The following is a 14,347-nucleotide window of genomic DNA, read 5'->3' as shown; positions in this document are numbered from 1 at the left end:
ATGTTCACCCCGGAGAGGGCTTTGATATGAACATCTCCAGATTCTTTGTCGACCGCCCGGTCTTTGCCGGTGTTCTTTCGGTCCTCATCCTGGTTGCCGGCCTGATCGGCCTGCGCGCGCTGCCGATTTCCGAATATCCAGAGGTCGTGCCGCCGTCGATCGTCGTGCGCGCTACCTATCCCGGCGCCAACCCAAGCGTCATCGCCGAAACGGTGGCGACGCCGCTCGAAGAGCAGATCAACGGCGTCGAAGGCATGCTCTATATGGCCAGCCAAGCGACATCGGACGGCGTGCTCAACGTCACCGTCACCTTCAAGCTCGGCACCGACCCCGACAAGGCGCAGCAGCTCGTACAGAACCGCGTTTCGCAGGCCGAACCGCGCCTGCCGGCGGAAGTCCGTTCGCTCGGCATCACGACAGTCAAGAGCTCACCCAACTTCATCATGGTCGTCAACCTCGTCTCCGACGGGAACAATCACGACATCACCTATCTTCGCAATTACGCGACCCTCAACGTCAAGGATCGGCTCGCCCGCATCGCAGGCGTCGGTCAGGTGCAGGTTTTCGGCGCCGGCGACTATTCCATGCGTGTCTGGATCGACCCGCAGAAGGCCGCCGAGCACAATCTTGCCGCCAGCGACATCAGCAGCGCGATCAGTTCCCAGAACATCCAGGCTGCCGCCGGTATCATCGGCGCATCGCCGAGCCAGCCCGGTGTGGACCTGCAGCTCAACGTCAATGCCCAGGGCCGCCTGCGCACGCCCGAGGAATTCGGCAACATCATCGTCAAGACGGGCGCCAATGGCGAGATCACCCGCCTTCGCGATGTCGCCCGCATCGAGCTCGGTGCTGCGGATTACACGCTGCGTTCGCTGCTCGACGGCAAGCCGGCCGTCGCCGTCGCCGTCCTTCAGGCGCCGGGTTCGAACGCGATCGAGATCGCGGACAATGTGAACGCGACCATGGATCAGCTGCAGCTCGCCATGCCTGAGGGCGTCAAATACGAGATCGTCTACGATACGACGAAATTCGTGCGGGCCTCGATCGAGAAGGTCATCGACACGCTGCTCGAAGCCATCGCGCTCGTCGTCCTCGTCGTCATCCTGTTCCTGCAGACGTGGCGCGCCTCGATCATCCCGCTGATCGCCGTTCCTGTATCGATCATCGGCACTTTCGCGGTCATGTATGTCTTCGGCTTCTCGATCAACGCGCTCAGTCTGTTCGGACTGGTGCTTGCGATCGGTATCGTCGTCGACGACGCGATCGTGGTGGTCGAAAACGTCGAGCGCAATATCGAGGAGGGCCTGTCGCCGCGGGCTGCCACTTACAAGGCGATGAGGGAAGTCTCCGGTCCGATCGTCGCGATCGCGCTGGTGCTCGTCGCGGTCTTCGTGCCGCTTGCCTTCATCTCCGGTCTTTCGGGTCAGTTCTATCGCCAGTTTGCGCTGACGATTGCGATTTCGACCGTCATCTCGGCTTTCAACTCGCTCACGCTGTCTCCGGCGCTGGCAGCCCTTCTCCTGAAGAGCCATGATCAGCCGAAGGATTGGCTGACGCGGTTCATGGACGCTATCTTCGGCTGGTTCTTCCGCGGCTTCAACCGTGTCTTCGGCGCGGGCTCGAATGCCTACGGCAAGGGCGTTGGCGGGCTGTTGTCGCGCAAGAGCATCGTTATGGTGATCTATCTGGCGCTAGTCGGTGCGACCTACAGCCTGTTCAGCACGGTCCCCGGCGGCTTTGTGCCGTCGCAGGACAAGCAGTATCTGATCGGCTTTGCCCAGTTGCCGGATGCCGCAAGCCTCGACCGCACGGAAGACGTCATCAAGCGCATGACCGACATCGCGCTGGCGCAGCCGGGCGTTGCCAATGCGATTGCCTTCCCGGGCCTGTCGATCAACGGCTTCACCAACTCCTCGAACGCCGGCATCGTCTTCGTGACGCTGAAGGACTTCGAAGAGCGCAAGACGCCTGATCTCTCGGGCGGCGCAATCGCCATGGCACTGAACCAGAAGTTCGGCGTCATCCAGGATGCCTTCATCGCCATGTTCCCGCCGCCGCCGGTCAATGGTCTCGGCACGACGGGCGGTTTCAAGCTGCAGATCGAGGATCGTGCCGGCCTCGGCAACCAGGCGCTCGACGAGGCGACCAAGGCCGTGCTTGCCAAGGCCTACCAGACGCCTGAGCTCGCCGGGCTGTTCTCCAGCTTCCAGATCAATGTACCGCAGCTCTATGCCGATCTCGACCGTGCCAAGGCCGAGCAGCTCGGGGTTTCCGTCACCGATGTCTTCCAGACGCTGCAGATCTATCTCGGTTCGCTCTATGTGAACGACTTCAACGCCTTCGGCCGCACCTACAGCGTCCGTGTACAGGCCGATGCGAAATTCCGCGCCCAGCCGGAAGATATCGGCCAGTTGAAGGTCCGGTCGGCCTCGGGTGAGATGATCCCGCTTTCGGCCCTCTTGAAGGTGGAGCCGAGCACCGGTCCGGAACGCGCGAACCGTTACAACGGCTTCCTTGCCGCCGATATCAACGGCGGTCCGGCACCGGGCTTCTCGTCGGGTCAGGCGCAGGCGGCAATCGAGAAGATTCTTCACGAGACCCTGCCTGCGGGCATCGACTTCGAATGGACGGATCTGACCTATCAGCAGATCCTGGCCGGCAATTCGAGCATCGTCGTCTTCCCCCTGGCACTGTTGCTCGTCTTCCTCGTGCTGGCCGCCCAGTATGAAAGCCTGACGCTGCCGCTTGCGATCATCATGATCGTGCCGATGGGCGTGCTGGCCGCGCTGACCGGCGTCTGGCTCACCGGTGGAGACAACAACATCTTCACCCAGATCGGTCTTGTGGTGCTAGTCGGCCTATCCGCCAAGAACGCGATCCTGATCGTGGAATTCGCCCGCGAACTGGAGTTCGAGGGAAGAACGCCGCGGGAGGCCGCGATCGAGGCCAGCCGCCTTCGCCTTCGCCCGATCCTCATGACCTCGCTCGCCTTCATCATGGGTGTTGTGCCGCTCGTCGTCTCCACCGGCGCCGGCGCGGAAATGCGCGCGGCCATGGGTGTCGCGGTCTTCTCGGGCATGATCGGCGTGACCTTCTTCGGCATCTTCATGACGCCGGTGTTCTATGTGCTGCTGCGGCGGCTGACGGGCAACCGTCCGCTCATCCAGCACAAGCCGGACGAACACAAGGAAGAAGAGGCGGAGGTCATCCGGCTCGCGGCGGAATAAACGGAATTCAACCTTCCTTTGTCGAGTAAATCGGGCGGGAACTTCGGTTCTCGCCCGTATCGTTTTCAAGGAGTGTGCGCGGCCTTCGAACAACGCCCTCCAGGGCGTGTGACAAAAATGCGTTACGTCCGTCAAAACGGTTTGCAACGATGGACGAGGGGACTATCAAAGACGGACAACAGTTGGGAGGACTGAATGACGAGTTCGAGAGAAGGTCATGACGGCAGGCGGATCGCCTTTCTCGGCACCGGCCTGATGGGCGCGCCGATGGCTCGCCGGCTGCTTGGCGAGGGCTTTGCCGTCACCGTCTGGAATCGCGATGCCGGCAAGGCCGAGCCGCTTGCGGGAGACGGCGCGATCTGCGCGAAAACACCGGCGGATGCCGTCTCGGGCGCCGACGTCGTCATCACTATGCTGACCAACGCCGAGGCGGTGAAGGACGTGTTGTTCGACCGCGGAGCGGCCGATGCGATGGCGCCTGGCACAACCGTCATCGACATGAGTTCGATCGCCCCGCATTTCGCCCGCGACCATTCGGCGAGGCTTGCCGACCGCGGCATCCATCATGTCGATGCGCCGGTATCAGGCGGCGTCGTCGGGGCGGAAGCCGGTACGCTCGCGATCATGGCGGGCGGTGACAAGGACGTGGTCGACGGGCTTGCCGATGTCTTTGCGCCTATGGGGCGCGTGACCCGCGTCGGCCCAAGCGGGGCAGGCCAGCTTGCCAAGCTTGCCAACCAGCAGATCGTCGCGGTGACGATCGGCGCCGTCGCCGAAGCGATGATGCTGATCGAAGCGGGCGGCGGCTCGCAGGCGGCCTTCCGGGACGCCATTCGCGGCGGCTTTGCCGAGAGCCGTATCCTCGAACTGCACGGCAAGCGCATGGTCGAGCGGCAGTTTACGCCAGGTGGTTCGTCCAGCAACCAGTTGAAGGATCTGAATGCCGCCATGGAGACGGCCAAGACCCTGTCGTTGACGCTGCCGCTGACTGCGGCGGTGCATGCCGAATTCAGCGAATTCGTCGCCAATGGCAATGGCGAAAAGGATCACAGCGGCCTGCTCCTCCATCTCGAAGAGAAGAACGCCCGGCCGGGAGGAAAGAAGTGACGGACAGCCATTCGCCGAAGCGGCGCCTACGTTCGCAGGACTGGTTCGACAATCCCGATCATATCGACATGGCAGCGCTCTATCTCGAGCGCTTCATGAATTACGGCATCACGCCGGAAGAGCTGCGCTCCGGCAAGCCGATCATCGGGATTGCCCAGAGCGGCAGTGATCTTACGCCCTGCAACAGAGTGCATGTCGAACTTGCCAAGCGCGTGCGCGACGGCATTCGCGATGCCGGCGGCATTCCGATCGAGTTTCCGACACATCCGATCTTCGAGAATTGCAAGCGCCCGACGGCCGCACTCGACCGCAATCTCGCTTATCTCGGTCTCGTCGAAATCCTCTATGGCTATCCGCTCGACGGTGTCGTTCTGACCACCGGCTGCGACAAGACCACGCCTTCGGCGATCATGGCGGCTTCGACGGTCGATATCCCGGCGATCGTGCTCTCCGGCGGCCCGATGCTCGACGGCTGGCACGAGGGGGAGCTGGCGGGCTCCGGCACGGTGATCTGGCGGATGCGGCGGAAATATGCGGCAGGCGAGATCGATCGGGAGGAATTCCTGCAGGCGGCGCTCGATTCTGCGCCTTCCGTCGGCCACTGCAATACGATGGGCACCGCTTCGACAATGAATGCGCTGGCCGAGGCGCTCGGCCTTTCGCTGACCGGCTGTGGCGCCATTCCGGCCGCTTACCGCGAGCGCGGCCAGATGGCCTACCGCACCGGGCGACGCGCCGTCGAAATCGTGTTCGAGGATCTGAAGCCGTCGGATATCCTGACGCGCGAGGCTTTCCTCAATGCGATCCGCACCAATTCGGCGATCGGCGGTTCGACCAACGCGCAGCCGCATCTGGCTGCGATGGCGAAGCACGCCGGCGTCGAACTGTATCCCGACGACTGGCAGGTGCACGGTTTCGATATCCCGCTGCTGGCTAATGTCCAGCCGGCCGGCGCCTATCTCGGCGAGCGCTTCCATCGCGCCGGCGGCACGCCGGCGATAATGTGGGAACTGCTGCAGGCCGGAAAGCTCGATGGCAACTGTCGCACGGTGACGGGCAGGACGATGGCCGAGAACCTAGAGGGCAAGGAAGCGCGCGACCGCGAGGTCATCACGCCGTTCGCTGAGCCGCTGAAGGAGCGGGCAGGCTTCCTCGTTCTCAAGGGTAATCTCTTCGATTTCGCGATCATGAAGATGAGCGTGGTCTCGGAGGATTTCCGCCGGCGCTATCTTGAGGAACCCGGGCACGAAGGCGTCTTCGAGGGTAGGGCGGTGGTCTTCGACGGTTCCGAGGACTATCACAAGCGCATCAACGATCCCGAACTCGGCATCGACGAGAATACCATCCTCGTCATCCGCGGCGCCGGGCCGATCGGCTGGCCGGGTTCGGCTGAGGTCGTCAACATGCAGCCGCCGGATCATCTCCTGAAGCGCGGCATCCGCAGCCTGCCGACGATCGGCGACGGCCGCCAGTCGGGCACGGCGGACAGTCCCTCGATCCTCAACGCCTCGCCGGAAAGTGCCGCCGGAGGCGGCCTCGCCTGGCTTCGTACCGGCGATATCATCCGCATCGACTTCAATCACGGGCGCTGCGACATGCTGGTCGAGGACGCCGAGATCGAACGGCGCAAGGGTGATGGCATCCCGCCAGTGCCGCCGGATGCCACCCCGTGGCAGCAGATCTACCGCCGCTCGGTTACGCAATTGTCGGACGGCGCGGTTCTGGAGGGAGCGACGGAATTCCGCCAGATCGCAAAAAACCCGCCGCGGCACAATCACTGATCTTGAAGGTGCCGCAGACTGCAAGTTCTTTGATCCAAAAGGGGAAAGTCGTAACGAACAGTTCACCTAGTCACTAGTTCGGTCATCAGGACAAGGCTTCATTAATGCCGGCTTGAGACCATATTGCCGTTATGCAAGCTTCTAAGGCTGGGACCGCTTTGCCAGAGAACAAAGCCACACGATCCGAACACGAGTTTCAGGATCTTCTGCGTCGGCTCGAACTCGCTCTCGATGCATCCCGGATCGGTGTCTGGGAGCACAGCATCGAGCAGGACGGGATCTTGTGGGATGCGCAGATGCATCGTCTCTATGAAACCGGCGAGACCTGCCGGCTGGTGCCGGCATCGCTTTGGTCGAACGCCATCCATCCCGATGATCGCGAGCGGGCCGAACGCGACTTCGAGCAGGCGATCGCGACGCGCGGCGCCTATAATTCACAATTCCGGATCGTATTGCCGAGCGGCGAAATCCGCCATCTGCGTTCGCGCGCGCATTTCTATGTCGATGCAGAGGGTCTGCCCTCCTTCATCGGCGCCGAATGGGATGTGACGGCCGACGTCCTGCTCAACGCGGAACTCGCGCGGCAGAAGGTGGTGGCCGAGGCGAGGGCGCTGGCGCTGGAAGAAAGCAAAGCCCGCATCGAGCATGTCGCCGATCACGACTATCTTACGGGCCTGCCGAATCGGCGCCTTCTCGACAAGCGGCTGGCGGAACTGCCGGCCGACAAGAGAATCACGACACTTGGCGTGCTGCATCTCGACCTCGACCAGTTCAAGCAGATCAACGACAGCCACGGTCATGCGGCAGGCGACGCCGTGCTCAGGGCCGCGGCCCTTCGCGTCACTGCTGCCATTCCTGCGAATGGCATGGTCGCCCGTGTCGGCGGCGATGAATTCGTCATCGTGCTGGTCAATTTCACCGATCTCACCGAGCTGAAGCTGATCACCGAAGACGTCCAGCGCCGGCTGCGGAAGAAGATCCGCTTCGGCCAGGAGATGCTGCAATCCGGCGCCTCGATCGGCGTTTCCTGGAGCGGCGATCGGCGGGCGCGCAACCTGCTTGCCGAATCCGATCTGGCGCTCTACCAGGCCAAGAAGCTCGGGCGCAACCGCGTCGAATTCTTCACACGGCAATTGCAGGAGGATCTGCGCTCCAAGCGTCGCCTCGCCGAAGAGCTGAAGCTCGGGCTGGAGCGCGGCGAGATCCTTCCCTATTATCAGGTGCAGCTCGACGCCCGAACCCGAGAAGTCATCGGCTTCGAGGCGCTGGCGCGCTGGAAACATCCCGAGAAGGGCGTGCTCGCCCCGGGGGTATTCCTGAAGATCGCCGACGAGCACGGACTTGCGGCGGAGATCGACGCGGCGATCCTCAAAAGCGTTCTCGAAGACCGGCTGTTCTGGCTGTTGCACGGCCTTGCGGTTCCGCGCATCGCCGTCAATATCTCGGCGTCGCGCCTTGCCGATCCGGCGCTACTCGACAAGCTGAGGAAACTCGACATCCCGCCCGGCGTGATCGTCTTCGAACTTGTGGAGACGATTTTCCTCGACGACAGCGACGAAAAACTGCTCGATCATATCGGCGATATCAAACAGATGGGCATCGACATCGAGATCGACGACTTCGGATCCGGCCATGCTTCGCTCATCGGTCTCGTCAAGCTGCGGCCGAAGCGGCTGAAGATCGACCGGCAGCTCGTCAACGAGGTCGTCACCTCCGCCGAGCAGCGGCGCGTGGTGGGTTCGATCGTGGAAATCGCCAAGGCACTCGATGTCGAGGTGATCGCCGAAGGCATCGAGACCGAGGCGCATGCCGTCGTGCTGGCGCAGCTCGGCTGCGACGGTCTGCAGGGTTATGCGTTCGGTTATCCCGCACCGGCGGCCGAGACAGACCGTCTTTTCTCATCGACGACGAGCGGGATCGAAAAGCAGAAGACCGCAATGGGCAGCTGAATGGCAGATGATCTGTCCACGGGCGACCTTCGGTGCGGCTTTTTATTCGCATCGGCTGGAAAGATAATTGAGGTGCAAGTAATTTTCTTGAGCTTGCAACGGCATTGTTTCATGGTAATGCGGAAACGAAGCTTTCTGTATTGCATCGAAAAATGATTATACGCGTCAAGTCCATGAGCGCGGCTCTCCATCGTTCGCAGGTGCAATCGGGAGCTGGGGCCTGACAATTGCTTTGCCGTTGCCGGGATGGGCTTGCGGGACATTCAATCTGGGAAAGTTGCATGAATTCGGAATTTGCCGTTCGTTCGATGCGGCCCGGCGAACTGGAACTCGTGCTCGAATGGGCGCGTCAGGAAGGCTGGAACCCTGGCCTCGACGATTCGCTTGCATTCAACGAGGCCGATCCGTCGGGATTTTTCGTCGGCTCCATCGGTGAAGTTCCCGTCGGTTCGATCTCGGTCGTCAAATATGGCGACACTTTTGCCTTCCTTGGCCTCTACATCGTCCATCCCGATTTTCGCGGCAAGGGTTACGGCAAGGCGATCTGGGCGACGGGCATCGCCAGCGCGGGAGACCGCACGATCGGTCTCGACGGCGTTGCCGCACAGCAGGACAACTACCGCAAGGCCGGCTTCGAACCCGCCTATTCCACCATTCGTTACGGTGGTGTCGCTACTTCCTTGCCTGTCTCCACGCTTGCCGCGCAGCCGGTGCTGGATTCACGCCTCGAAGGCCTGCAGCGATATGATTCGGCGATCTTTCCGCAGCCGCGGGATGCCTTTCTCGCCGCCTGGTGCACCGCCCGCAAGGGCCGTCGTTCGGCGGTGGTGCGCAAGAGCCACAAGATCCGCGGTTACGGCACGATCCGCCGCTGCTACGAGGGCTACAAGATCGGCCCGCTCTTTGCCAACGATGCCGACAGCGCCGCGGCGCTGCTTGCCGAATTGATCCCCGAGGCGAAGGGGGCCGCGGTCTTCATCGACATTCCCGCAGGGAACCGCGAGGCGGTCGCGCTTGCCGAAGGCATCGGTCTTCAACCGGTATTCGAGACGACACGCATGTATCGCGGACCGGCACCGGCCATCCCACTGAAGCACGTCTTCGGCGTGACGACGCTGGAGCTTGGTTAAAGCCTTTCCCGACCAGGAAGGCTTTAATCCATGGGTGAGGCGGGCACGGTCGGCGACGAAGCTTTCGGACGGCCCTTTTCGGCGATCGCGATGCCGCCCAAGGTCAGCACCAGTGCGATCACATGGAAAGACTGCAGCTGCTCGCCGATCAGGGCGACGGAGAGCAGCGTTCCGAACACCGGCACGAGATTGATGAAGAGGCCGGCCCGGTTGGCGCCGATGGCCACGACGCCCTTGATATAGAGGATTTGCGCCACCAGCGAGGGGAAGATCGCCGTGTAGAGAGTGATGACCCAGCCGGCCTGGTCCGGCCACTGCGCGGCACCCCGCCCGGCCTCCCAGAGGAGCAGCGGCAGCGAGGTCAGCATGGCGGCGAGCGCCGGGACCGCCATCAGCGTGCGCCAGTCGAGCGGCGGCTTCCAGCGCAGGAAGATCGTGTAGACCGAATAGGCGGCAATGGCGATCAGCATCAGCCCGTCGCCGCGGTTGAGGCTGAGTTGCAGCAGCGTTGCGAGGTCGCCATGCGCGGCGGTCAGAGCGACGCCGATCAGCGTCATGCCGAAGCCGAGACATTGCGCCAGCGAGATGCCGGTACGAAAGAACATGAAATTCAGCAGGAAGATCAGCATCGGGATGCCGGCCTGCTCGATGGCGACGTTGATCGCGGTCGTATATTGCACGGCCGAATAAAGCATGGCGTTGAAAAGGGTGTAGCCGATGACGCCGTAGAAGAGGAGCAGCGGCAGGTTCTTCCTCACCACCGGCCAGTCCTTCCGCAGCTGCGGTACCGAAATTGCGGCGATCATCGCGACGGCGAGGAACCAGCGCAGGAAGGTCAGCATCATCGGGCTGATATGCCCGAGCGCGAGTTTGCCGGCGACGGAATTGCCGCCCCAGCAGAGGGTGGCGACAACGAGGCAGATATAGGCCGTGGCTTGCAAGAGCGTTCTTCCCGTCTTTCCGCGATCGCCGAGCGGCGTTTTGTGACGGGAAATAGCCTGTCGGCTGCTGATTTGTCACGTAAAAAGCCCAATCTACTGTGACAACAGGGTCGCTTTCCAAAAAACAAAGCTCTATAGATGCGCGGGTTTGAGCAGGTGCGCGGTTCCGCGCCGGTAACAGGAAGAGTTGGATGACGAACGTAGTCGTGGTCGGTTCGCAATGGGGTGACGAAGGCAAGGGCAAGATTGTCGACTGGCTTTCGGAGCGTGCGGATATCGTTGTGCGCTATCAGGGCGGACACAATGCCGGCCATACCCTCGTTATCGACGGCACGAGCTATAAGCTCTCGCTGCTGCCGTCCGGCGTCGTGCGCCCGGGCAAGATGGCCGTCATCGGCAACGGTGTCGTCGTCGATCCGCATGCGCTGATCGCCGAGATCGGCCGGCTGGAGGCGCAGGGCGTGATGGTCACGCCTGACAATCTGCGCATTGCAGACAATGCGACGCTCATCCTGTCGCTGCACCGCGAGCTCGACGCGATGCGCGAGGATGCGGCGTCGAACAGCGGCACCAAGATCGGCACGACGCGCCGCGGCATCGGTCCGGCCTATGAAGACAAGGTCGGCCGCCGCGCCATCCGCGTCATGGATCTTGCCGATCTCGAGAGTCTTTCCGGCAAGGTCGACCGTATCCTGACGCATCACAATGCGCTTCGCCGCGGCCTCGGCGTTGCCGAAGTCAGCCATGAGGCGATCATGGAAGAGCTGACCTCGATCGCCGATCGGGTACTGCCGTTCCGTGACACCGTCTGGCTCTTCCTCGACAAGGAGCGCCGCAAGGGCTCCCGTATCCTCTTCGAAGGGGCACAGGGCAGCCTGCTCGATATCGACCACGGCACCTACCCCTTCGTGACCTCGTCGAACACCGTGGCCGGCCAGGCGGCAGCCGGTTCCGGCATGGGGCCTGGCTCGCTCGGCTATATCCTCGGCATCACCAAGGCCTATACGACACGCGTCGGCGAAGGCCCGTTCCCGACCGAGCTGAAGGACGCGATCGGTGAGTTCCTTGGCGAAAAAGGTCACGAGTTCGGCGTGGTGACCGGACGCAAGCGGCGCTGCGGCTGGTTCGATGCCGCATTGGTGCGTCAATCGATCGCCACCAACGGCATCACCGGCATCGCGCTCACCAAGCTCGACGTGCTCGATGGCCTCGAGGAATTGAAGATCTGCGTCGGCTATATGCTCGACGGCGAACAGATTGATCATCTTCCCGCAAGCCAGGGAGCGCAGGCTAGGGTCGAACCGATCTACATAACGCTGGAAGGGTGGAAGGAATCGACCGTCGGCGCCCGCAGTTGGGCGGACCTGCCGGCACAGGCGATCAAATATGTTCGCCAGGTCGAAGAGCTGATCGGGGCGCCTGTCGCGCTCCTTTCCACCAGCCCGGAGCGGGATGACACGATACTTGTGACCGATCCATTTGAGGATTAAGCTCACGGGTCACTGTGGAGGATGGTTCGGTAGGGTACCGGGCTTCTTGAGAAAGTACTGATGGCGGATTTTATTGCAGTCATTCGGCGGGCCGTCGACGGCCTGGCTGAAAATACCCCCGAGATGCGGGTGAAGGTCTACGAACGTGCGCGCGGCGCAGTGCAGCGGCAGCTCGAGAATATGAAGCCGCGTCCGCCGGAAGCCATGCTGCAACGCCAGCTCGAAAAGCTCGAGGCTGCCATCCGCGAAGTGGAAGGCGAACACTCCGAGGCGATGCCGCTCGATGAGCCGGTTGCGGCTGTCACCGCGCCGGAATCTTTCGCAGAACAAGCGGTTCCCGACGAAAGCGAACCGGCGCCGGCGCCGGAGACGGCTGTCGAGGAACCGGTCTACGAAGCCTATGCGGAACCGCAGGCGGCCGAGGCAGTAGACGAGCCCGATCACGTGGAGGCCGCCGCACCAGAGGAGGCTGAGGAAGAGGTCGCTGCCGAGGAGCCTCTTTCCCCTGAAGCATCCGTTTCGGCGGAAACCCCTGTTTCCGCTGAGACACCGGTTTCGCCGGAAACATCCGGTGCGGCCGAGACATACTGGCATCCCTCGCATGAGGAGGAAGCGCCGGCCGAGGAATGGCATGCCCGCGAGGCGCGCGACGTCGCTGCCGAAGACGTGTCGGCCGAACATGACGGCTGGGAAGCGCCACCTGCCGAGCATCGCGATGAGCAAGCCGACGAAGACCGTGCCGACGAGCAGCATCCCCTGGAAGCCGACGAGAACGCGGACGAACCTGCGGCCGTGGAAAGCGAGGAGCCGGAGGCCGAGGAGGCTTCCGAGCCCGTCGAGCCGTTGCAGCCGATCACCCGCGGCATAGACCACGCATCCAATCGCCTGGTGGAGCCGGTCGCCGATTTCGATCGTCCGCAGGAGTTCGTCGAGCACAGCCGCGAGGAGCCGTTGCAGGCCGAAGCTGCCGCGCATTTCGACCCCGTCTGGACCGAGCCCGTTGCCGAAACGCCGGCTCCGGCGCCCAAGGATGCCGAGACCGAATGGGCGGAAGAGGAACTCCGGCAATATTCGGAGACGGCGCCGGCGCCGATTACCGCCGATGCCTCGGCGCGCGCCTTCGAGGAGGTGATATCGAGCCTCGAAAAGGTGGCACCCGCGGCCGTCATGCCGACCGCCAAGGAAAGTTTTTCCTGGGAGACCGCCGCCTTCGACGATCTGCCGCCGATCGAGGCCGGCAACAACAAGAAGACGCCAGTTGCTTCGCATTTCGACGATGTCGATATCTTCGCGGAAGTGCACAACGGCAAGCCGGCGCCTGCTAGCGGTGCGCCGAGCGAGGACTGGCGAGAGGCGAAGGCGCTGCGCGGCTACGACCGCCGCGGCTCTGTCGCCGCTGATGACGATGACACCAATCCGTCGATGGATATCGATCAGATTGTTGCATCGAAGCTGCAGGGCAAGAGCTTCCGTATGGAGCCGAAGCGCCGCCGCTTCGGCCTCGGCACCGTGATCACGCTCATCTTCGCACTCATCCTGATCGGTGGCGGCGCCTATGCCGGCTGGACGAACAGAGAGGCGCTGGTGGCGATGGTCGACGGGCTCGTCAGCTCGGCACCGTCGCAGGCGACCAGGAACGAGTCGGCAACGCCGCCGGCTGGCGCGGCGACGCCTGCCCAGCCGGGCGCGGTGACGCCAGCCCAGCCGACCACACCAGGAGCGCAGAATACGCCAGCGGCGCCGGCGCAGCCGAACCCACAGGTAGCGTCTGTGAACAATGACGGCGCTGCGGCCAATTCGAAATTCACCCAGCGGCTGCTGACCGATGGAACCGAGGTCGACAGCGGACCGGCGACGGTGCCGGGAACGCCGACCGCGGAAGGAAAATCGGTCGCCGAACAGAATGTGGCGGCAGCCGATACGCCGCCTGCCAGCGCGCAAGGCGACGCGGCACCCGCCGACACGCGGACGTCGGACGGCCCGGCGGCATCGCCGCCGCAGACTGCGCCCGTCGGTTCGTCGCAAAAGATGTTCCTCTATGAGGAGCGCATCGGCCAGAGTTCGCCGACGGCGATCGAAGGATCGGTCGTCTGGAGCGTGCAGCACGAGGCCGGCCAGGATGGCCGGCAGGAGGCGACGGTACAGGGCAATGTCACTGTTCCCGAGCGCAATCTCTCGGCTCTCGTCACCTTCAAACGCAATTCCGATCCGTCGCTGCCGGCAAGCCATCTCGTCGAGATCGTCTTCTCGGTGCCGCCGAATTTCGAAGGCGGCAGCATCGACAGCGTCCAGCGCATCTCGATGAAGCGCACGGAGCAGGACCGCGGTGACGCGCTGATCGCGGTTCCGGCCAAGATTACCGACGATTTCCACATGATCGCGCTCAACGATTATCCTGATGCGCGCAAGGCCAATCTCGACCTGATGTCGACTCGCAACTGGATCGATATTCCGATCACCTATCGCAACGGCCGCCGCGCGCTACTGACGATGGAAAAGGGCGGTACGGGAACGGACGCCTTTAATACCGCGATCAAGGAATGGACTGCGCTCGGGGATGTGTCGACGAGCCAGTGAGGCGGTTATGAGCGGGTGAGGCGTAGGCTTCATTGCTTTTGTATGAGAGCGGCGGCATCTTGCTCCCTCTTCTCCCCAGCGGGGAGAAGGTGGCCCGCAGGGTCGGATGAGGGGGCCACACGACACGCCCTTCATTGCCCTTCGC

General features: G+C 62.9%; 8 protein-coding genes. 7 read left to right on the top strand and 1 reads right to left on the bottom strand.

Translation table 11 applies throughout. The annotated features are described in order from the left end of the window. Positions 1–26 precede the first annotated feature (26 nt). From OIU37_RS09620 to OIU37_RS09600, 5 genes are all read left to right on the top strand, one after another. On the top strand, positions 27–3,227 hold the full coding sequence (locus OIU37_RS09620; RefSeq protein ID WP_164022934.1) for an efflux RND transporter permease subunit: 3,201 nt from the start codon (positions 27–29) through the stop codon (positions 3,225–3,227). Between the two features lie 195 nt (positions 3,228–3,422). Further along, complete coding sequence (locus tag OIU37_RS09615) at positions 3,423–4,334, top strand: NAD(P)-dependent oxidoreductase (RefSeq protein ID WP_264257314.1); 912 nt, start codon at positions 3,423–3,425, stop codon at positions 4,332–4,334. After that, the gene (locus tag OIU37_RS09610; RefSeq protein ID WP_264257312.1) at positions 4,331–6,115 is read left to right on the top strand and encodes an IlvD/Edd family dehydratase; all 1,785 of its coding nucleotides are present in this window, start codon (positions 4,331–4,333) and stop codon (positions 6,113–6,115) included. Before OIU37_RS09615 ends, OIU37_RS09610 begins: the two co-directional genes overlap by 4 nt. 131 nt (positions 6,116–6,246) lie before the next feature. Then, positions 6,247–8,064, top strand: coding sequence for a bifunctional diguanylate cyclase/phosphodiesterase (locus tag OIU37_RS09605; protein WP_264257310.1), 1,818 nt, complete (start codon positions 6,247–6,249; stop codon positions 8,062–8,064). Between the two features lie 281 nt (positions 8,065–8,345). After that, positions 8,346–9,194, top strand: a complete 849-nt coding sequence (locus tag OIU37_RS09600; protein WP_182210358.1) for a GNAT family N-acetyltransferase — start codon at positions 8,346–8,348, stop codon at positions 9,192–9,194. A 23-nt stretch (positions 9,195–9,217) separates the two neighbouring features. On the opposite strand, the gene OIU37_RS09595 is transcribed toward OIU37_RS09600, so the two are convergent. After that, the gene (locus OIU37_RS09595; protein WP_171605367.1) at positions 9,218–10,135 is read right to left on the bottom strand and encodes a DMT family transporter; all 918 of its coding nucleotides are present in this window, start codon (positions 10,133–10,135) and stop codon (positions 9,218–9,220) included. A 191-nt stretch (positions 10,136–10,326) separates the two neighbouring features. Here OIU37_RS09595 and OIU37_RS09590 point away from each other — a divergent pair, with 191 nt between their 5' ends. After that, entirely contained in the window at positions 10,327–11,625 is a 1,299-nt protein-coding gene (locus OIU37_RS09590) for an adenylosuccinate synthase (protein WP_264257307.1), read from the top strand. A 60-nt stretch (positions 11,626–11,685) separates the two neighbouring features. Further along, positions 11,686–14,202 (top strand): hypothetical protein, encoded by a 2,517-nt coding sequence (locus tag OIU37_RS09585; RefSeq protein ID WP_264257306.1) that lies wholly within the window; start codon positions 11,686–11,688, stop codon positions 14,200–14,202. Positions 14,203–14,347: the final 145 nt, after the last annotated feature.

The sequence above is a fragment of the Rhizobium sp. BT-226 genome (genome assembly GCF_025847085.2).
Classification (GTDB): domain Bacteria; phylum Pseudomonadota; class Alphaproteobacteria; order Rhizobiales; family Rhizobiaceae; genus Rhizobium; species Rhizobium sophorae.
The sequence above is the reverse complement of the archived record's forward strand: the minus strand, read 5'-3'. Positions and strand labels throughout refer to the sequence as shown.

Excerpts from the sequence above, each read along its gene's own strand:
- OIU37_RS09600 (WP_182210358.1), top strand. The coding sequence starts at position 8,346 with ATGAATTCGGAATTTGCCGTTCGTTCGATGCGGCCCGGCGAACTGGAA.
- OIU37_RS09585 (WP_264257306.1), top strand. The coding sequence starts at position 11,686 with ATGGCGGATTTTATTGCAGTCATTCGGCGGGCCGTCGACGGCCTGGCT.
- OIU37_RS09615 (WP_264257314.1), top strand. The coding sequence starts at position 3,423 with ATGACGAGTTCGAGAGAAGGTCATGACGGCAGGCGGATCGCCTTTCTC.
- OIU37_RS09620 (WP_164022934.1), top strand. The coding sequence starts at position 27 with ATGAACATCTCCAGATTCTTTGTCGACCGCCCGGTCTTTGCCGGTGTT.
- OIU37_RS09605 (WP_264257310.1), top strand. The coding sequence starts at position 6,247 with ATGCAAGCTTCTAAGGCTGGGACCGCTTTGCCAGAGAACAAAGCCACA.
- OIU37_RS09590 (WP_264257307.1), top strand. The coding sequence starts at position 10,327 with ATGACGAACGTAGTCGTGGTCGGTTCGCAATGGGGTGACGAAGGCAAG.